This is a genomic window from Kitasatospora sp. NPDC058063, assembly GCF_042885395.1.
GTDB classification, from domain to species: domain Bacteria; phylum Actinomycetota; class Actinomycetes; order Streptomycetales; family Streptomycetaceae; genus Kitasatospora; species Kitasatospora lactacystinica.
Genome location: NZ_JBHVSD010000004.1, coordinates 468,224 through 487,919 on the forward strand (window position 1 = coordinate 468,224; position 19,696 = coordinate 487,919).

Below are 19,696 nucleotides of genomic sequence, written 5' to 3' on the forward strand. Positions count from 1 at the left end.
CCGGGGATCAGCCGGCCAGCGCCCTGATCCGTTCCGGGACCGCCCCGACGATGTCGCCGATTGGCAGTTCGGCAGCGAACAGCCGGACCAGCGACGTCAGTTGGAACACCGGGCGGGGCTCCGCCGAGACGGCCAGCAGCCGGGCCTCGGCCAGGGCGTCGAGCAGGTCCGCGGCCGTCGGTTCGCCGATCCCGAGCAGGGCCGCCGCCCCGCGCGCCGTGAAGGTGCTCGCGCTGGCCCGGGCCAGCAGGTGCAGCACGATCCGGGCGGCCGGGGGAAGGGCGCGGTGGCCGGGGCGCAGGCTCTCCCGGACGTCCAGGTCGCCGAGCCGCAGTTCGTTCAGCCGCCGGTCGGGCGGTTCGAGCCGGTCGGCGAGGGCGGCGGTCGACCAATGCGGGTGGGTGGCCAGCCGGGCCGCGCTGATCCGCAGCGCGAGCGGCAGCCGGTCGCACAGTTCGACGATCCGGGCAGCCGAGGCCGGGTCGGCGGCCACCCGCTCTCGACCGGCGACGGTGGCGAGCAACTGGTAGGCGTCCGGGAACTCCAGCGGGCCGAGCTGAAGCGCACGGCTGCCCTCGACCGCGGCCAGCGGACTGCGGCTGGTGACCAGGGTGCGGCAGGGCCCGTCGCCGGGCAGCAGCGGGCGGACCTGCCGTTCGTCGGCCGCGTCGTCCAGCACCAGAAGCAGCCGCCGGCCGGCCAGCCGGCTGCGGAACAGCTGGACGCGCTCGTCCAGGCCGTCCGGGATCTCCCGGGGGTGGGCGCCGAGCGCGCGCAGGAACGAGCCCAGCACCCCTGTCGGATCGCGGGGGCGGGCCTGCCGGGCGCGCAGGTCCGCGTACAGCTGGCCGTCCGGGAAGTCGCAGCGGGCCAACCGGGCGGCGCGGACGGCGAGCGCGGACTTGCCCACCCCGGGCGGGCCGGTGACCACGGTGACCGGGCCGGGTGCCGGGTCGGGCCGCAACCGGGCGCGCAGCAGGGCGAGTTCGTCCGCACGCCCGGTGAAGTCCGGGTCGGCTGCGGGCAGCGTCGCGGGGGGCAGGCCGGTCCAGAGGGTGACCGGCGCGGACTCGACGGCGGCGGGCGCGGCGGCCGGGGCGGACAGTTCGCCGTGCAGAACGGCCCGGTGCAGGGCCCGCAGGCCGGGGCCCGGGTCGACGCCCAGTTCCTCGACGAGCAGCCGACGGCCGTGCTGATAGACGCCGAGCGCGTCCGCCTGCCGGCCGCAGCGGTGCAGGGCGGTCATCAGCTGGCCGCGCAGCTTCTCACGGACCGGATGCTCGGCGACCAGGCTGGTCAGTTCGGCCACCAGGGCGTCGTGCCGGCCGAGTTCGAGCTCGGCGTCGATCCGGTGCTCCAGGGCGGTCAGCCGCAGCTCCTCCAGCCGGGGCAGTTCACGGCCGGTCAGGTGCTCGGTGGTGCCGGCCAGCGGGGTGCCGCGCCAGTGCGCGAGGGCGGCGCACAGCAGTTCGGCCGCGCGGCGGGGCCGGCCGGCGGCGAGTTCGGCGCGGCCCTGCTCGGCGGCGCGCTCGAAGGCGTGCAGGTCGAAGGTGGCCGTGCCGAGGTCCAGCCGGTAGCCGGGGGGGCGGCGGAGCAGAGCGACCTCCGGGCCGAGCCGACCGCGGAGCCGGGAGACGTAGGTGTACAGCTGGGCGTTGCGGGTGGCCGGCGGGTCGCAGCCCCAGAGCAGCGTGCTGAGCCGTTCGTCCGGCAGCAGCCGGCCCTCGGCGAGCAGCAGGGCGGCCAGCACGGTGCGCTGCTTCGCGCCGTCCAGCGGCACCTCCCGGCCGCCGTCCAGCACGTCCACCGGGCCGAGAATCCGTAACTCCATGCCGTCCCCCCTCCCCGGGCGCCGCCGAGCGCCGAGCGGGCCGCGCGGCAACCACCGGTTGACTCCCTCCGGCCGCGGCCGCGGCGCGTTCGAGCGGCGTTCATCGCCGACGTGTTCGTTGGTAACAGAATCGCATCGGACACGACAAGAAATGCTTCAGGAAGCTGCCACCGGAATCAGGCCCGGGTGCCGGCCCGAAACCCCCGGGGACAGCTAGGGGACAGCATCGTGCCGCACGGCCGCCGCCCCCGCTCGGACCTGCCGCGAAGTGCGATGCTGAATGGCCCGGGCGGCAGTTCGCCCTCCGGCTTTCGCCCCCCGCACGGGTGTTCGCCCGGCCGCCACCTGACTGCGCGAAAGGAGGCACGGCCCGACCCCCCGGCACACGGGCGGGCCCCCGCCGCTCATGCAACTGGCCCTGTTCCTGGTCCTGTCCTTCGTCGTCCTGCTGCTCACCATCGCCGTTCTCTCGGCCGGGGCCCGTCGCCTGCTCGGGCTGCGGATCGGCCGCACCCGGGCGCTGCTGACCAGCCTGGTCGGCCTCGGCGCGGCCGCCGTGATCGGCGCGGCCATGGGGGACTCCCGGCGCGGTGCCCTGATCACCGTGCAGCTCAGCTGCGCGGTACTGGTCTCGACGGCCTTCCTCGCGCTGTCCGAGGTCGTGCTGCCCAGCGGCTCGATATCCGGCGTGGTGCGCTGGCCGCAGGCCGTCCGCCGCCGGCTTGCCCGGGGCCGCCGCTACACCGAGCTGAGCCGGATCGCGGTGCGGCACGGGCTCGGGCGCTGGCTGCGCGGGCGCGGCCGCAGCGCCGGCCCGAGCGCCGCCTCCGAGCGGGCCGCGCTGGCGGTGTCGCTGCGGCTGGCGCTGGAGGAGGCCGGGGCCACCTTCGTGAAGATGGGCCAGCTGCTCTCCACCCGCTACGACCTGCTGCCGCCCGAGTTCGTCGAGGAGCTGACCCGGCTGCAGCACCAGGTCGCCCCCGAGCCCTGGGACGAGATCCAGCAGGTGCTGGCCGAGGAGCTGGGCCGGCCGGTCTCCGAGGTGTTCGCCTCCTTCGACCGGGAGCCGCTGGCGGCCGGGTCGATCGCCCAGGTGCACCGGGCCGCCCTGCACTCCGGCGAGCGGGTGGTGGTGAAGGTGCAGCGCCCGGGCACGCGGGCCACCGTGCAGCAGGACCTCGACATCCTGTTCCGGATCAGCCGCAAGCTGGAGGAGCACACCGAGTGGGGCCGCAGCGTCGGCGCGCTGGAGCTGGCGGACGGCTTCGCCCGCTCGCTCCACGAAGAGCTGGACTTCCGCGTCGAGGCCCGCAACACGGCCGCCGTCCGGGCCGGGGCCGAGCGCTCCGACGCCCCCACCGGGGTGCTGCTGCCCGAGGTGCACGAGGAGCACTCCAGCCGACGGGTGCTGGTGCTGGCCTGGATGGACGGGGTGACCCTCGGCAGCGCCGGGGCCGCGCTGCCCGGCGACGAGGCGGACCGCGCCGCGCTGGCCCGGCAGCTGGTGGAGTGCGTGCTCCAACAGATCATGCTCGGCGGGGTGTTCCACGCCGACCCGCACCCCGGCAACATCATGCTGCTCCCGGACGGCCGGCTCGGGCTGCTCGACTTCGGCTCGGTCGGCCGGGTGGACCGGATGCTGCGCGCCTCGCTGCGCAACCTGCTGCTGGCCATCCACCGCAGCGACCCGGTGGCCCTGTGCGACGCGCTGCTCGAACTCGTCGACCGGGACGAGGAGATCGACGAGGCCCGGCTGGAGCGCGCTCTCGGCCGGTTCATGGCCCGGCACCTGACGCCGGGCGTGCGCCCCGACCGCGAGATGTTCGCCGACCTGTTCCTGCTGGTCGCCCGGCACGGCCTCACCTGCCCACCGGACATCGCCGCCGCGTTCCGCGCGCTGGCCACCCTGGAGGGCTCGACGGAACTGCTCGTCCCCGGCTTCGACATCGTCACCCAGGCGAAGGGCTTCGCCCGTGACCAGCTGCGGCGCAGGCTCACCCCGAAGGCGCTCGGCGAGGTCCTCGTCGAGGAGGCGCTGTCGCTCGCACCGATGCTGCGCCGGATGCCGCGCCGGCTGGAGCGGATCACCAACGCGCTGGAGCACGGGCGGCTCGGCGTGCAGGTGCGCCTGCTCGCCGACGAACGGGACCGCCGCTTCGTCCGCACCCTGGTGCACGAGGTGCTGCTCACCTTCCTCGGCGGCACCCTCGGCCTGATCGGGGTGCTGCTGGTCGGCACCTCCGGCGGTCCCGTCCTCGGGCACTCGCTCCAGCTCTTCCAGGTGCTCGGCTACAACCTCCTGGTGATCAGCAGCGTGCTGGTGCTCCGGGTGGTGTTCTCGATCTTCCGCGCCCAGCGCTGACCCTCTCCCACCGTCCCCGACCAACTCCTGGAGTACCGATGACCGCAGTCGACCGAACCGTGCCGGCCACCGCCCGGCCGGCCACCTGGGCGGCACATGCCACCGCCCTGTGGTCCTTCGTGTTCGCCCTCTTCCACCTCTACTGGGCGCTCGGCGGCACCTTCGGCCTGGGCGACGGCGAGAACATCGACATGTCCAGCAGCCCCGGCTTCCTCGCCTACGACCTGGTGGTCACCGGGATGTGCCTCTGGGGCACGGTCGTCCCGCCGGCCCTGCTCCTCCCGGTGTGGCGGGAGCGCACGCTCGGTGCGGTCGGCAGGGTCGCGGCCGCGACCCGGGTGCGGACGGCCTGGCGGACGGGGGCGCCGCTGTGGACCGTGACGGCGAGCGCGTGGATCGCCGCCGTGCTGCTGGTAGTGCGCTGGGGACTCGGGATGCTGCCGCAGAGCATGACCGGGCAGACCAACGAGAAGGTGTTCGGGGTGGCGCAGCCGTCGGCCTACACGATCTGGTCGATGCGGGTGGTCGAGGGCTACTTCCTGCTCGGCGGGCTGCTGTTCGCGCTCGTCCTGGTCCAGCACTACCGGAAGTCGCGCGAGCGAGTGTGACACAGCGAGCGGCCGGTACCCCCCGACAGGGTACCGGCCGCTCGGCGCGTACGGGCTCAGCGCTCCGGGTGGAGGGTCACCGGCAGGGTGCTGTACCCGAACAGGAAGTTGGAGTAGACCCGGGCGGCCGGCCCGGCCTGCTCGATGCCGGCCACCTGCTCGCGCAGCGCTTCCAGCAGGGCCTTCAGCTCCTCGCGGCCGAGGAAGGCGCCCAGGCAGAAGTGCGGGCCGTAGCCGAAGGTCACGTGCTTGTTGGGGGTGCGGGCGAGGTCGAAGGTCCGCGGGTCGGCGAAGACCTCGTCGTCGAAGTTGGCGGAGGTGTTCCAGAGCGTCACGATGTCGCCCGCGGCGATCTGCCGGCCGCCGATCTCCAGGTCGACCAGGGCGCGCCGGCCGAAGTGCATGGCGGGCGTCGTCCAGCGCAGGATCTCCTCCGCCGCGCTCGCCACGCTCACCTGCCCGGCCTTGAACGCCCGCCACTGCTCGGGGTGCTGGGCGAAGGCGAGCACCGCACCGATGGAGGCCATCCGGCTGGACTCGTCGCCGCCGATGATCAGGCTGTAACAGTTGAAGATGATCTCGTCCTCGGACAGCGGCACCCCGTCCACCTCGCCGGTGGCGAGCGCGCTGATCACGTCGTCGCCGGGGTTGCGGCGGCGGGCCCGTGCGAGGTCGGAGAAGTAGAGCAGGATCTCGTTGCGGGCGAGCCACGCCTCCTCGGCGCTGCCGTCCGCGCTGTCGGCGCTGAGCACCTGCTTGTTCCAGTCCAGCAGCCGCTGGCGGTCCTGCGGGGGCACGGCCATCAGGTCGCAGATGGTGCCCATCGGGATGTGCTCGGCGACCTCGGCGGCGTAGTCGAAGGTGCCCTGGCCGAGCGCCCGGCCCAGCAGCTCGGTGGTGCGCAGCCGGACCTGGGCCACCACGTGGTCGAGGGCGCGCGGCGAGAAGGAGCGGAGCATCAGGTTGCGGATCGCCCGGTGCCGGGCGCCGTCGGTGACGGCGAGCATCTTGCCCCCGGCCGAGTCGCCGCCCTGGAGCAGGGTGGTGAGCACGTTGCCGCGCTCGGAGGTGAAGCGCTGGTTGTCCTTGTAGACGGCCAGCACGTCGTCGTACCTGGTCAGCGCCCAGAAGCTGGGCAACTGCGCGGTGGCGCGGTGCTGGTGGACGGGGCGCTCGGTGCGGAAGCGCCGCCAGAGGGCGTACAGGTCGGTGCCGACGAAGGTCCGCGGGTCGGTGAGGTCGACCGCGTCCAGGTCGAGGGCGTCGACGGCTTCGGCGGCGCTGAGGGCGTCCACGGCGCCGAGGGCGTCGAGGTCGACGGCCGACGGGGTGGCCACGGGTTCGGTGCTCGGTACGGTCATCACAGGTCTTTCCGAAGAGAAGGGCTTTCCGGTGGCTGCGAGCCAGTCAGCGCGGCCGGTTCCAGCCCGCGGCGGGCGGCTCGCAACCACTCCTGGCGGATCAGGCCGCTGGGCAGCCGGATCATCAACCAGTACCGCCTGAAGCGCCGGCGGGTGGCCGGGTCGGTGCTCAGCACCCGGGTCTCGGTGGACAGTTCGCCACCCGCGCAGTGGAAGTTGAAGGCCACCTTGTAGTGGCCGTCCTGGTCGAAGTCCCGGAAGGCGGCCCCGGGTCCGTCGCCGAGGTCGGCGGGCCCGCTGCCGCCGGTGGTGCGAACGGCGGCGCCGATGACCAGTTCGTCCGCCGAGCGGTGCAGCACGGCGAAGCCCCCGGAGAGCATGGACGCCAGGAACGGGCGCCCCGACTGGCCGCGCTTGGTGCCGAGGGTGCCGACGGTGGTGATCGCGTGGAACACCGGGACGTCCCGGAAGCGGACGGCCTCGACGGCGGCGATCGCCACCGCCGGGTCGGTCGTCGCCGGCACCGCGATCCGGTGCCGCTCGGTGTGGTCCCATTGCGGCAGCAGACGGTCCAACTCCACGATCCCACTCCTGTCCTGGTGGTGTTGTGCGGTGGTGCTCAGGCGGTGGCGGTGCCGTGGCCGAGCGGGCAGCCGGGGCCGGCCGACTCGGCGGCGGTGTCCTTGCGGACGTCGGACACTCCGGTGCGGGCCTCGTGCAGCTCGGGGAAGAACCACTGGTCCAGCGTCCGGCGCAGGAACTCCGCGCCCGCGCTGCCGCCGGTGCCCGGCCGCGAGCTGAGCGCGCGGACCACCAACAGCCAGTGCCGGTAGCGCCACTGGTGGAAGGCCGCGTCGAACTCCAGCAGGTCCTCGGCCAGCTCGCGCAGCTCGTCCGGGGCCAGGCCGGGGACGAACAGCGCCTCGGCGTCGAGCCCGTTGCGCTCCAGCAGCGCGGTGAAGGCGTCGCGCAGCGAGGGCTCCTCGAAGCGCCGGTTCAGTCTCTCGCACTCGGCGGTGGTGGAGCCCGGCAGCGTCAGGTAGCGGCGCTCGCGCAGGCCGCAGATCATCTCCAGCTCGCGGAACTGCACCGACTGGAAGCCGCTGGACTCGCCCAGCACGCCACGGAACTCGTTGAAACCCTCGGGGGTCATGGTGCCCAGCACGTCCATCTGGACGACCCAGAGCCGGACCATCTCGCGCATCCGGCGCAGGCACCATCGGGCCGGGCCGGTGCGGCCCTGCTGGATCAGATCCCGCGCCCGCTCCAACTCGCGCAGCGCGCAGGCGAACCAGAGCTCGAAGGTCTGGTGGGTGACAATGAAGAGCAGTTCGTCGTGGGCCTCGGTGCGCGGGCGCTGCAGCTCCAGCAGGCCCGGCACCTCCAGATAGCCGCCGTAGCTGATCGGGGCCTCGGGCCCATCCGCCGGGCCCCGCTCCAGGCCGGCCGTCGGTTCGGTCATCATCTCGGTCATCGGACGTTCCTAGGTCTCACTCGGGTCTCAGGAGTCGTTCAACGGGCTGCGGCAGTGCGGTACTTGCGCACTGCCAGCGGTGCCACCAGGGCGAACAGCACGGCCATCCACAGCAGGCTCAGCAGCACCGGGTGCTGCACCGGGAAGGAGCCGGAAGCGGTGGCCTGCGGGTTGCCCCACAGGTCGCGGCAGCCGCCGACCACCGCGCTCAGCGGGTTCCACTCGGCCGCCACGGCCAGCCAGTGCGGCAGTCCGGTGAGCGGGATGAAGGCACTGGACAGGAACATCACCGGCATCAGCAGCACCGAGGGCACCCCCGAAGCGGTCTCGGCGTTGCCGGTCGACAGGCCGATCAGCGCGCCGACCCAGGCCATCACGAAACCGAACAGCAGCAGCAGGCCGAAGCCGGCCAGCACCGACAGGACGCCGGTGTGGGTGCGCCAGCCGATCAGCAGTCCGACCACCGCCATCGCCAGGCAGCTCAGAGCACGCAGCGCGGTGTCCCCGACCGTGCGGCCGATCAGCACCGCCGCGCCGGACATCGGCAGCGAGCGGAACCGGTCGGTCAGGCCGTTGCGCAGGTCCTCGACGGTGCCGACCGCCGTGTTGGGCACCGCCGACATCACGCCCTGGGTGAAGATCCCGGCCATGATGAACTCATGGTAGCCGCCGCCCGGGACGTCGATCACGCTGCCGAACAGCACGCCGAACAGCAGCGCGAAGACCATCGGCAGCAGGATCGCGCTGACCAGCTTGCCGGGCATCCGGATCAGGTGCCGCAGGTGCCGCTCGACGCAGACCGTGCCCTCGACGAGTACGCCTGTCATGCCAGGCTCCGTTCCTTGAGTTCCTTGAGTTCCGTGAGTTCCGTGGGCTCGTTCGGCTCAGCGGCGGGCCGGCCGCCCTGGCCGGTGAGGGTGAGGAACACCTCGTCCAGCGATGGCCGGCGCAGCGCGAAGTCCACCACCTCGATCCCGCGCCGCTCCAACTCGGCGGCGGCGGTTGCCAGACCGGAGTTCGCGGCGGTGAGCCGGACGGACACGAAGCGCCCGTCCTCGGAGAGCGCCGGGACGGAGCCCGGCAGCGCGGCAAGCACCTCGGTGACAGCCGGCAGCTGCGCCGGGTCCACCGGGCGCACCTCCAGCCGCTCGCCGCCGACCCGGCGCTTCAGCTCGTCCGAGGTGCCCTCGGCGATGACCTGCCCGGAGTCCACCACCACGATCCGGTCGGCCAGTTGGTCGGCCTCCTCCAGGTACTGGGTGGTGAGCAGGATGGTGACGCCGGCCGCCACCTGCTCGCGGATCATCGCCCACAGGGCGAGCCGGCTGGCCGGGTCCAGGCCGGTGGTGGGCTCGTCCAGGAAGAGCACCGCCGGGTCGGCCACCAGGCTGGCGGCCAGGTCGAGCCGGCGGCGCATGCCGCCGGAGTAGGTGCCGGCCCGCCGGTCGGCGGCCTCGCCCAGGTCGAAGCGCTCCAGCAGTTCGGCGGCCCGCCGGCCCGCCGCGCGCCGGTCCAGTCGCTGCAGCATGCCGACCATCCGCAGGTTCTCCCGGCCGGTCAACTGCTCGTCCACGGCGGCGTACTGGCCGGTCAGGCCGATGCTGCGCTGGACGTCCCGGCGCTGGGTGCGGACGTCGTAGCCGGCCACCTCGGCGGTGCCCTCGTCCGCGTCCAGCAAGGTGGCCAGGATCCGTACGGTGGTGGTCTTGCCCGCACCGTTCGGGCCGAGCACGCCGAGCACGGTGCCGGCCGGGACACACAGGTCCACCCCGTTCAGCGCCTGGTGGTCACCGTACCGCTTGCGCAGGCCGGCCGCCCTGATCGCTGTCTCCATGCCTCAACTCCTGTTGTTCGTCGGAAGGTTCAGTGGCTACTGCGGTGAAGCCGCGCGGCGAGCGTGCGGCCGATCGCGGCGAGCGGGCCGGGCGCGGTCATCGCGTCGTGCGGGCAGGCGACCTCGACCAGTTCGAACTCCCCCGTCAGGTAAGGCTGCCAGGACTCGACGGCGGGCGCGTCCGCGTCCCGGCCCTCAGTGGCGAAGAAGTACAGGACGTCCCCCCGGAAGACGGCGGGGCGCACCGCGTCGGCCAGTCGGCCGTTGTTCGCCGCGACCCGCTCGATCGCCGCGACGTGCCGGGCCTCGATGCCGGGCAGTGCACTCGCGCCCAGCAGTTCGGCGGCCTGCGCGTGACTCAGCTCGCCCTCCGGCGCCGGGGATCCGGTCAGGCCTACCAGTTCGCGGCGGAACGCGGCGCCGTCGTGCTCGACGTGTTCCCTGCCGTGCGGATAGGCGTCCAGCAGGGTGAGCAGAGCGACCCGCTCTCCGGCTGCTTCCAGCCTGGCGGCGATCGCCTGGGCCACCACGCCGCCGAAGGACCAGCCGAGCAGGTGGTACGGCCCCTCGGGCTGGACGGCCCGGATCCGCGCCAGGTACTCCTCGGCCATCTCCTCGACGCTCGCCGGGAGCCGGTCGTCGTCGCCGCGCAGGCCGCGGGCCTGCAGGGCGTACAGCGGGCGGTCGTCCAGGCTGCGGGCGAGGCCCGAGTAGACCCAGCCGATGCCGAGGCCGGGGTGGACACAGAACAGCGGAGGCCGGCTGCCGCCGGCGCGCAGCGGCAGCAGCACGTCGAGCGTGTCGTCGAAGCGGTCCCCGGTGGCACGGTCGGCCAGCCGTTCGGCGAGCCGGGCGACGGTGGGCGCCTCGAACAGGCTGCGGATGGTCAGTTCGGCGCCCAGGGTCTCGCGGATCCGCCCGGCCAGGCGGGTGATCAGCAGGGAGTGCCCGCCGAGGTCGAAGAAGTTGTCGTCGATGCCGAGCCCGGTGACGCCGAGCACTTCGGCGAACAGGGCGAGCAGCTGCCGCTCGCGCTCGTCGCGCGGGGCGCGGCCGGCGGCGGCGGCGGCGGGGCCGAACTCCGGTGCGGGCAGGGCGGATCGGTCGATCTTGCCGTGGCTGCTGAGCGGCAGCCGGTCGAGCACGACCACGGCGACCGGGACCATGTAGTCCGGCAGCAGGGCGGCCAGGTGGGCGCGCAGCTGGGCGGGTTCGACCTCGGCGCCCTCGGCGGGCACCGCGTAGGCGACCAACCGCTGGTCGCCGGTCGGGGCGTCCTCGGCGGAGCGGGACGTTTCCTCGCGCAGCACGGCGGCCGCCCGGACCACGTCCGGGTGGCCGGCCAGCACGGCCTCGATCTCGCCGAGTTCGATCCGGTGGCCGCGCAGCTTGACCTGGTCGTCGGCCCGGCCGAGGTGAACCAGCCGGCCGTCCGCCGTCCAGCGGGCGAGGTCGCCGGTGCGGTACATCCGGGCGCCGGCCGGGCCGTACGGGTCGGCGGTGAAGCGCTCGGTGGTCAGGGCGGGGCGGCCCAGGTAGCCGCGGGCCAGGCTCGCCCCGGCAATGTACAGCTCGCCGGGCACGCCGGGCGGCACCGGGCGCAGCGTGGCGTCCAGCACGTAGGCGCGGGTGTTGGGGAAGGGGCGGCCGATCGGGACGGGGCCGGCCGGCAGCGGCTGCCCGGGCTCGATCCGGTGCTCGGTGCAGTTGACGGTGGCCTCGGTCGGTCCGTAGACGTTGACCACGGTGGCCTGCGGGTGGCGCTCGCGCCAGGCTCGGACGGCCTCGCCGTACAGGGCCTCGCCGCCGAGCAGCAGTTCGCCGGTGGGCGAGAACGCGTCGGGCAGTTCGGCGAGCAGCGGCAGGTGGCTGGGGGTCGCCTTGAGGAAGGTGACCGGCTGGTCGGCCAGGGCCGCCTCGGTGGCGGCGTCCTCGGTGAGCGGGGCCAGGTGGACGGTGCCGCCGGTGACCAACGGGGTGTAGAGCGCGGTGACTGTCAGGTCGAAGGTGACCGGCGAGTGCAGCAGGGCGGCGCCGGCGGCGGCCGGGTAGGCGGTGGCGGCCCAGCCGAGGTAGTCGGCGACCGAGCGGTGCTCGACCACGACGCCCTTGGGCCGGCCGGTGGATCCGGAGGTGAAGATGACGTAGGCCGGGTGGCCGGGGTCGAGCGGCGCGCTGCGGTCCGCGTCGGTGAGGTCGACGGCCGACTGGGCAGCCGCCGGCCCGCGGAGCTCGTCAAGCAGCAACACCTCGATGCCGTCCGGCAGTTCGAAGCCCTCGCGGTCGGTCAGGAGCAGCTTGGGCATGGCGTCGGCGAGCACCTGGCGGGTGCGCTCGGCCGGGTGGTTCGGGTCGAGCGGCAGGTAGCCGGCGCCGCTCTTGAGCACCCCGAGCAGGGCGACGACCAGGTCGGCGCTGCGCGGCAGGGCGAGCGCGACCAGGGTGCCGGGGGCGGCGCCGCGCGCGACGAGCACCCGGGCGAGCCGGTTGGCGCGGGCGTTCAGCTCGACGTAGTCGAGCACGTCGGCGCCGGCCACCAGGGCGGTGGCCCCGGGAGTGCGGGCGACCTGGGCCTGGAACAGTTCCGGGACGGGCACCACCGGAACGGGCCGTTCGGCGCCGCTCCACTCGGTGAGCAGCTGCCGGCGCTCGTCCGGGCCGAGCAGGTCGATCCCGCCGATCGGCTGGTCCGGGGCCTCGGCGGCGGCAGTGAGCAGCCGAGCCAGCCGCTCGGTGAGCCGCTCGGCGGTGGCACGGTCGAACAGCTCGGTGTCGTACTGCAGGACGCCGTCGATGCCGGTCGGGGCCCCGGTCGCGGCGTCGAAGCGCTCGCCGAGGTGGGCGGCGAGGTCGAACTTGGCGCCCTGCTCGGCGGGCGTGTACGGCTCGGCGCGCAGCCCGGCCAGGTCAAGCGTGGCCTCGGTGTTGTTGTGGACGGTCAGCATCACCTGGAACAGCGGGTGCCGAGCGAGCGAACGGCGCGGGTTGAGCACCTCGACCAGCCGCTCGAACGGCAGGTCCTGGTGGGCGTAGGCGGCGAGGTCGGTGTCCCGGACCCGGTCGATCAGCTGGCGGAAGGTCGGGTCGCCCGAGGTGTCGGTGCGCAGCACCAGGGTGTTGACGAAGAAGCCGACCAGGTCGTCCAGGGCGTCGTCGGTGCGCCCGGCGATCGGGGTGCCGATCGGCAGGTCGTCTCCGGCGCCGTGGGCGCTGAGCAGGGCGGCGAGGCCGGCCTGCAGGACCATGAACATGCTGGCCCGGCCGTCCCGGGCGAGCCCGGCGAGGCGGGCGTGCAGCCTGGCGTCGAGCCGGAAGGCCACGCCGTCGCCGCGGTGGGCGGCGACCGCCGGGCGGGGCCGGTCGGTGGGCAACCGCAGCTGGTCGGGCAGGCCGTCCAGGGTCCGGCGCCAGTGTGCGAGCTGCTTGGTGGCCTGGCTCTTCGGGTCGTCCTCGCTGCCGAGGGCGTGGCGCTGCCAGAGCGCGTAGTCGGCGTACTGGACGGGCAGCGGCCGGAAGCGCGGGGCCTCGCCCCGGCTGCGGGCCGCGTAGGCGGTGGAGAGGTCGCGGGCGAGCGGGGCGATCGACCAGCCGTCGGTGGCGATGTGGTGGACGGTGAGCAGCAGCACGTGCTGCTCGGGGGCGAGCACGAACAGGTCGGCGCGCAGCGGCTGGTCGACGGAGAGGTCGAAGCCGCGGCCGGCGGACCGCTGGATCGCGGCTTCGAGGCCGTCCTCGGTGGTGCCGGTGACGGTCAGCGCGGGCCGGGCGTCCGCCGCGTCGAGGACGTGCTGGCGCGGTTCGCCGTCCCGGTCGGGGAAGACGGTGCGCAGGCTCTCGTGCCGCGCGGTGAGGTCGGCGAGGGCGGCCTCCAGCGCGGCGCGGTCGAGGGCGCCGTGCAGCCGGACGGCCAGCGGGACGTTGTAGGTGGCGTCCGGGCCCTGCATCCGGTTGAGGAACCAGAGCCGGCGCTGCGCGAAGGACAGCGGGACGGCCTCGGGCCTGGGGCCCGCCTTCAGCGCGGCCCGGGCGCCACCGGCCGCGGCGACCCGCTCGGCGAGCCCGGCCACGCTGGGTGCCTCGAACAGGGCGCGGATGGGGAGTTCGACGCCGAGGTCGGAGCGGACCCGGCTGACCAGCCGGGTGGCGAGCAGCGAGTGCCCGCCGAGCTCGAAGAAGCTCTGGTCGACGCCGACCGAGGGCAGGCCCAGGATCTCGGCGAAGAGCGCGCACAGCGCCTCCTCCTCGGGGCCCTGCGGCTCGCGGCCGGCGGGCTCGCCGGCGAGTTCGGGGGCGGGCAGGGCCTTGCGGTCGACCTTGCCGTTGGGCATCAGCGGGAATTCGTCGAGCACCACGAAGGCTGACGGGACCATGAACTCCGGCAGCTTGGCGCCCAGGTACTCCCGCAGCTCGTCCACGGCGACGGTCTGCCGCTCGGCGGCCACCAGGTAGGCGACGACGCGCTTGTCGCCGGGCTCGTCCTCGCGCACGACCACAGCGGCGTGACCGACCGCGGCGTGCAGGCCGAGGACGGACTCGATCTCGCCGAGCTCGATCCGGAAGCCCCGGACCTTCACCTGGTCGTCGGCGCGGCCGGCGAACTCCAGCTGCCCGTCGGCGCGCCAGCGGCCGAGGTCGCCGGAGCGGTAGAGCCGGGCGCCGGGCGGGCCGTACGGGTCGGCGACGAAGCGCTCGGCGGTCAGGCCGGGACGCTTGAGGTAGCCGCGGGCCAGGCCCTCGCCGGCGATGTACATCTCGCCGGCCACGCCGGGCGGCACCGGACGCAGTGCGCGGTCGAGCACGTACACCCGGGAGTTGGCGAACGGACGGCCGATCGGCGGGGTGCCGCCGGGGGTGAGGGCGGTGCTCATGGTGGCGCCGACGGTGGTCTCGGTGGGGCCGTAGCCGTTGAGCAGTCGGCGGCCGGGCGACCAGCGCGCGACCAGTTCGGGGGTGCAGGCGTCGCCGGTGGAGACCAGAGTGGCGCCGGCCAGCACCTCGTCACCGGTCGGCAGCGCGGCGAGCGCGACCGGCGGCAGGGTGGCGTGGGTGACGGCGTGCCGGCGGACGAGCTCGGCCAGCGGCTCGCCGGGCAGCACGTCGTCGGCGCTGCCGAGGACGAGGGCGGCGCCGGAGAGCAGGCCCATCGAGATGTCCCAGAAACCGGCGTCGAAGCTGACCGAGGCGAACTGCAGCACCCGGCTGCCAGGCCCGGCCTGGACGGCCTCGGCCTGGGTGGTGACCAGGCTGGCCAGGCCCCGGTGCGGGACGACGACGCCCTTGGGGCGGCCGGTGGAGCCGGAGGTGTAGATGACGTACACCGGGTTGGCCAGGTGCAGCGGGGCGATGCGGTCGGCGTCGGTCGGGTCGCTCGCCGGGCGAGCGGCCAGGGCGGCGAGGGTGGCCGGGTCGTCCAGGACGACGCTCGGCACCTCGGCGCCGGCCGCGCCGAGCAGTTCGGCGGTGGCGGCGGTGGCGAGACCGAGCACCGGCCGGGCGTCGGCAAGCATGAAGGCCAGCCGGTCGGCCGGGTACTGCGGGTCGAGCGGCAGGTAGGCGGCGCCGGCCTTGGCGACGGCCCACAGGGCGACGATCAGCTCCACCGATCGGGGCACCGCGACGGCGACGAACTGCTCCGGGCCGACCCCGGCCGCGATCAGGTGGTGGGCCAGCCGGTTGGCGCGTTCGTTGAGCTCGCCGTACGAGACCACGGTGTCCCCGAACAGCAGCGCGGGCGCGTCCGGGTCGGCGGCGGCACGGGCCTGGAACAGCTCGGGCAGGGTGGCCGGAGCCACCTCGCGGGCGCTGTCGTTCCAGTCGGTCAGCAGCCGGCGGCGCTCCCCGGCGGAGAGCACGTCGAGCCGGCCGATCGGCTGCTCCGGGTCGGCGGCGATGGCGGCCAGCAGCCGCAGCAGCCGGTCGAGCACGGCCTGCGCCTCGTCCTCGCCGAACAGGTCGGGGGCGTAGCACAGCCGCAGGTGCAGGTCCTCGCCCATCAGGCCGGCGGCCAGGTTCAGCGGGTAGTGCGCGCCGTCGCGTCCGTCCACGCCGGAGAACCGGACGCCGGCCACCTCGAGGTGCTCGGTGGTCGGGTCCACCGGGTAGTTCTGGTACACCAGCGTGGTGTCGAACAGCTCGCCGTGCCCGGCGAGTTGCTGCACGTCGGTGAGGCTGACGTGCTGGTGGGCGAGCAGTTCGCTCTGCTCGGCCTGCAGCCGGGTGAGCGCGCCCAGCAGGGAGTCGCCGGCCCGCAGCCGGACCCGCACCGGCAGGGTGTTGATGAACAGGCCGACCATGGTGTCGACCTCGGGGATCTCCGGCGGGCGGCCGGAGACGATCGCGCCGAACACCACGTCCTCGCGGCCGGTCAGCACACTCAGCAGCAAGCCCCAGGCGCCCTGGACGACGGTGTTGAGGGTGAGGCCGTGGCTGCGGGCGAGCGCCTGCAGGCCGGTGGCGACCTCGGTGGGCACCTGGTGGCGCAGCCAGCCCGGGCGCACCATGGCGCGGCCGCGGGTGGCGGGCGCGACCAGGGTCGGCTCGTCGATCTCGGCCAGCGCGATGCGCCAGGCCCGCTCGGCGGCGTCGGCGTCCTGGTCGGCCAGCCAGGCGAGGTAGTCGCGGTACGGCGTGACCGGGGCCAGCACCGAGGCGTCGCCCCGGCTGCCGTACAGCTCGAACAGCTCCCGGATCAGCACCGGCACCGACCAGCCGTCCATCAGGATGTGGTGCTTGGTCAGCATCAGCCGGAACCGCTCGGGAGCCAGCCGCAGGACGGTGAAGCGCATCAGCGGCGGGCGGGTGAGGTCGAACGGGCGGGCCTGGTCCTCGTCGGCGAGCCGGGCCAGCTCGGCCTCCTGGCGCTGCGGGTCCAGGGCGCTGAGGTCGATCTGCTCCCACGGCACGGCGACCTTGCGGTGCACCAGCTGGACGGGCTTGCTCACCTTGTCGCTGCGGAAGCCGACCCGCAGGTTGGCGTGCCGCTCCAGCAGTGTGCGGGCGGCCAGGCGCAGGGCGCGGGTGTCCAGCGGGCCCTGGAGGTCCAGCAGCAGCTGGTGGACGTAGAGGTCGGGGCCGTCCTGGTCGTAGAGGGCCTGGAAGAGCATGCCCTCCTGGAGCGGGGAGAGCGGGAGGATGTCCTCGACGGCGGACTTCTTCGCGCCGCTGCTCCGGCGGGTGTTGGTGCCGGGGTTCTGCACGCCGGACTCGGTCACTTTGCGGTCTCCCATTCGTCCTCGAAGTCGTCCTCGACCTCGTCCTCGTCCAGCTCGTCGGTGAAGTCCTGGTCGAACTCCGCTGCGAAACCGTCCAGTTCGTCCTGGCTCAGCGAGACCAGGGAGAGATCGGACGGGGTGAAGCCGCCGCTCTCGGGGCGTTCGGCGTGTGCGGCCAGGGCACGCACGGCCCGGCTGAAGCAGTCGGCCAGTTCGGCCACGTCCTGTTCGCGCAGCAGGGTCTGCGGCCAGGACCAGACGAGCAGCAGTCGCGGCCCGTCCGGGTGGTCCTCGGTGAGCGCGTTGACGGCGAGCGCGTGCGTCATCGGCGTCTCCGGCTCGGGCCGGCCGCCGGACAGGTCGGCGCCGCCGACCATGCCCTCCTCGGCCACCGGGGTCCACGGCTCGGCGGTGGCACCGGCGGCCGCCGGGGTGCGGCCGAGGTAGTTGAAACTGATCTGCGGGCCGAGGAGTTCGGCCAGCGAGTCCCGAGTGTCGTGGTTGAGGTGGCGCAGCAGCCCGTAGCCGAGACCGTGGTCGGGCAGGGCTCTCAGCTGCTCCTTGACCAGCTTCAGCGCCTGGCCGACGCCCGGGCCGCCGTCCGCGACCTGCGCGAGGTCGACGCCGTCGACGTCCAGCCGCACCGGGTGCAGGCTGGTGAACCAGCCGACCGTGCGGGACAGGTCCACGCCCGGGACGACGTCCTCTCGGCCGTGACCCTCCAGGTCGACCAGGACGGCGGTCTCGTCCTCCTCTCCCCGGGCCGCCCGCCAGTCGGCGGCGGCCAGGGCGAGCGCGGTCAGCAGCACGTCGTTGACGCCGGCGTGGTAGGCGGCGGGCAGCGTGGTGAGCAGCGGGGTGACGTGCTCGGCGGGCTCGGTCCGGGTGAGGAAGCGCATGGTGCCCAGCACGTCCTGGCCCGGGTCCAGCGGGCGGTCGCCGAGCAGGGCGTCCGGGATGTCCAGCATCTCCTCCCACAGGGCGAGTTCGGCGACCCGCTCGGGCTTGTGGGCGAGCTCGACCAGGTGCTCGGCCCAGCGGCGCAGGGAGGTGCCGGTGGGCTGCAACTGCGGCTCCCGGCCGGCGACGCGCGCCGCGCAGGCGGCGGCCAGGTCGGGGACCAGGACCTGCCAGGAGACGTTGTCGATCACCAGGTGGTGGGCGACCAGCAGCAGTCGGCCGGTGTCGCCGGGGCCGGCGTCGAACCAGACCGCCTGGAGCATGGCGCCGTCATCCGGGGAGATTCGGGCCCAGGCGGCCTCGCTCTCGGCGGAGGTCAGGGCGCGCAGCTCGTCCGCGTCCAGGCCGCTCGTGTCGACCCGCCGGACGCAGCCGGCCGCGTCGACGGCGCCGCGCCCGGGGACGGTCAGGCGCCACTGGCCGGTGTCGCGGATCAACCGCAGGCGCAGCGCGTCGTGGTGGTCCAGCACGGCCTGGAGGGCGGCGGTCAGGTGCTCCTCGGTCAGCTCGGCCGGGGCGTGCAGCAGGGTCGACTGGTTGAACCGGCCGATCGGGCCGCCGCGTTCGCGCAGCCAGTGCACGGTCGGGGTGAGCGGTACCTCGCCGATGCCGTCGTCCGGGCCGTCGCTGACCACCTGGTCGAGGCTGCCCGCGACGGCGGCGAGGGCGGCGACGGTCTTGCGTTCGAAGACCTGGCGCGGGGTGATCACCAGGCCGGCCTTGCGGGCGCGGCTGACCAGCTGGATGGAGACGATGCTGTCGCCGCCCAGGTCGAAGAAGCTGTCGTGGACGCCGACCTTCTCCAGGCCGAGGAGTCCGGCGAACAGCTCCGCGAGGGTCGCCTCGCGGTCGCTGCGGGCCTCGCCGCCGGTGGTGGCGGTGGACAGGTCCGGGGCGCGCAGGGCCTTGCGGTCCAGCTTGCCGTTCGGGGTCTGCGGGAAGGCGTCCAGCACGACGACGGCTGCGGGAACCATGTAGTCGGGCAGCGACTCGCCGACGCGCGAGCGCAGTTCGGCGGGTACGGGCTCGGCGCCCTCGCTCGGGACGACGTAGCCGACGAGCTGACGCACGCCCGGCTGGTCCTCGCGCACGACGACGGCCACCTGGCCGACACCCTCCTGCGCGGCCAGCGCCGCTTCCACCTCGCCGAGCTCGATCCGGAAGCCGCGCACCTTCACCTGGTCGTCGGCGCGGCCGACGTACACGAGTTGGCCGTCCGCGCCCCAGCGGGCGAGGTCGCCGGTGCGGTACATCCGGGCACCGGCCGGGCCGTACGGGTCGGCGACGAAGCACTGGGCGGACAGGTCGGGCCGGTTCAGGTAGCCGCGGGCCAGGCTCGGACCGGCGATGAACAGCTCGCCGACCACGCCGGGCGCCACCGGGCGCAGCGCCGGGTCCAGCACGTACAGACGGGAGTTGAACACCGGCGTGCCGATCGGCGGTGCGACGGCTCCGCCGAGGGCGCCGCTCATCGAGGCGCAGACGGTGGACTCGGTCGGGCCGTAGGCGTTCACCAGCCGGCGGCCGGGCGACCAGCGGCCGACGACCTCGCCGGACAGGGCCTCACCGGCGGAGACCAGCGTGCCGCCGGGCAGCAGCCGCGCCTCGGGCTCCATCGCGGCGAGGACCACGGGCGGGATCGTCGCGTGGGTGACGCCGAACTCCGCGAGCGTTCCGGTCAGTTCCTCGCCGGCGGCGAGCCGCTCGGCGGGGACGACGACCAGGGCCGCGCCCGAGAGCAGGCCCATGCACAGCTCCCAGAAGGCCGCGTCGAAGCTCGGCGAGGCGAACTGCAGGACGCGCGAGCCGTCGCCTACCTCGAAGCGCTCGACCTGGGTGGCGAGCAGGCTCGCGACACCCGAGTGCGAGACCACGACACCCTTGGGGCGGCCGGTCGAGCCGGAGGTGTAGATGAGGTAGGCGGGGCTCAACAGCCATGCCGGACTGGCAAGTTCCTCCGCCGACCGGGCTGCCACCGCTTCGACGACCGCCGGATCGTCCAGCACGACGACCGGACGGCCCTCGGGTACCCGGTCGGCCACGTCGGAGCGGGTG

Annotated in this window: 10 protein-coding genes; 2 read left to right on the plus strand and 8 right to left on the minus strand. The window is 74.2% G+C overall.

Features of this window, described 5'->3' with window-relative positions; translation table 11 throughout:
• Nucleotides 1-7 precede the first annotated feature (7 nt).
• Entirely contained in the window at nt 8-1,831 is a 1,824-nt protein-coding gene (locus ACFVUY_RS09940; RefSeq protein WP_387728723.1) for a BTAD domain-containing putative transcriptional regulator, read from the minus strand.
• Between the two features lie 406 nt (nt 1,832-2,237).
• Here ACFVUY_RS09940 and ACFVUY_RS09945 point away from each other — a divergent pair, with 406 nt between their 5' ends.
• The gene (locus ACFVUY_RS09945) at nt 2,238-4,193 is read left to right on the plus strand and encodes an ABC1 kinase family protein (RefSeq protein ID WP_387728725.1); all 1,956 of its coding nucleotides are present in this window, start codon (nt 2,238-2,240) and stop codon (nt 4,191-4,193) included.
• Nucleotides 4,194-4,231: 38 nt separating this feature from the next.
• Complete coding sequence (locus ACFVUY_RS09950; protein ID WP_387728727.1) at nt 4,232-4,801, plus strand: hypothetical protein; 570 nt, start codon at nt 4,232-4,234, stop codon at nt 4,799-4,801.
• 56 nt (nt 4,802-4,857) lie between these two features.
• On the opposite strand, the gene ACFVUY_RS09955 is transcribed toward ACFVUY_RS09950, so the two are convergent.
• From ACFVUY_RS09955 to ACFVUY_RS09985, 7 genes are all read right to left on the minus strand, one after another.
• Nucleotides 4,858-6,162, minus strand: coding sequence for a cytochrome P450 (locus tag ACFVUY_RS09955; RefSeq protein WP_387686836.1), 1,305 nt, complete (start codon nt 6,160-6,162; stop codon nt 4,858-4,860).
• Complete coding sequence (locus ACFVUY_RS09960; RefSeq protein WP_387686839.1) at nt 6,162-6,743, minus strand: hypothetical protein; 582 nt, start codon at nt 6,741-6,743, stop codon at nt 6,162-6,164. Before ACFVUY_RS09960 ends, ACFVUY_RS09955 begins: the two co-directional genes overlap by 1 nt.
• A gap of 38 nt (nt 6,744-6,781) precedes the next feature.
• Nucleotides 6,782-7,636, minus strand: a complete 855-nt coding sequence (locus ACFVUY_RS09965; protein WP_387686841.1) for a tryptophan 2,3-dioxygenase — start codon at nt 7,634-7,636, stop codon at nt 6,782-6,784.
• Nucleotides 7,637-7,674: 38 nt separating this feature from the next.
• A complete protein-coding gene (locus ACFVUY_RS09970; protein ID WP_363383315.1) occupies nt 7,675-8,463 on the minus strand; it encodes an ABC transporter permease in 789 nt (262 codons plus the stop codon).
• Entirely contained in the window at nt 8,460-9,470 is a 1,011-nt protein-coding gene (locus ACFVUY_RS09975; RefSeq protein WP_387728730.1) for an ATP-binding cassette domain-containing protein, read from the minus strand. Before ACFVUY_RS09975 ends, ACFVUY_RS09970 begins: the two co-directional genes overlap by 4 nt.
• 29 nt (nt 9,471-9,499) lie before the next feature.
• Nucleotides 9,500-16,681 carry an amino acid adenylation domain-containing protein gene (locus tag ACFVUY_RS09980; RefSeq protein WP_387728732.1) on the minus strand — a complete coding sequence of 2,394 codons (7,182 nt, stop codon included), beginning with the start codon at nt 16,679-16,681 and terminating at the stop codon, nt 9,500-9,502.
• Nucleotides 16,678-19,696 (minus strand): amino acid adenylation domain-containing protein (locus ACFVUY_RS09985; protein WP_387728734.1); only part of this gene is annotated, 3,019 nt, incomplete at its 5' end. The genes ACFVUY_RS09980 and ACFVUY_RS09985, both read right to left, overlap by 4 nt.

Bases quoted from the DNA above. Each gene is read 5' to 3' on its own strand.
- ACFVUY_RS09965 (WP_387686841.1), bottom strand. From the start codon at position 7,636: ATGACCGAGATGATGACCGAACCGACGGCCGGCCTGGAGCGGGGCCCG.
- ACFVUY_RS09950 (WP_387728727.1), top strand. From the start codon at position 4,232: ATGACCGCAGTCGACCGAACCGTGCCGGCCACCGCCCGGCCGGCCACC.
- ACFVUY_RS09970 (WP_363383315.1), bottom strand. From the start codon at position 8,463: ATGACAGGCGTACTCGTCGAGGGCACGGTCTGCGTCGAGCGGCACCTG.
- ACFVUY_RS09940 (WP_387728723.1), bottom strand. From the start codon at position 1,831: ATGGAGTTACGGATTCTCGGCCCGGTGGACGTGCTGGACGGCGGCCGG.
- ACFVUY_RS09945 (WP_387728725.1), top strand. From the start codon at position 2,238: ATGCAACTGGCCCTGTTCCTGGTCCTGTCCTTCGTCGTCCTGCTGCTC.
- ACFVUY_RS09955 (WP_387686836.1), bottom strand. From the start codon at position 6,162: ATGACCGTACCGAGCACCGAACCCGTGGCCACCCCGTCGGCCGTCGAC.
- ACFVUY_RS09975 (WP_387728730.1), bottom strand. From the start codon at position 9,470: ATGGAGACAGCGATCAGGGCGGCCGGCCTGCGCAAGCGGTACGGTGAC.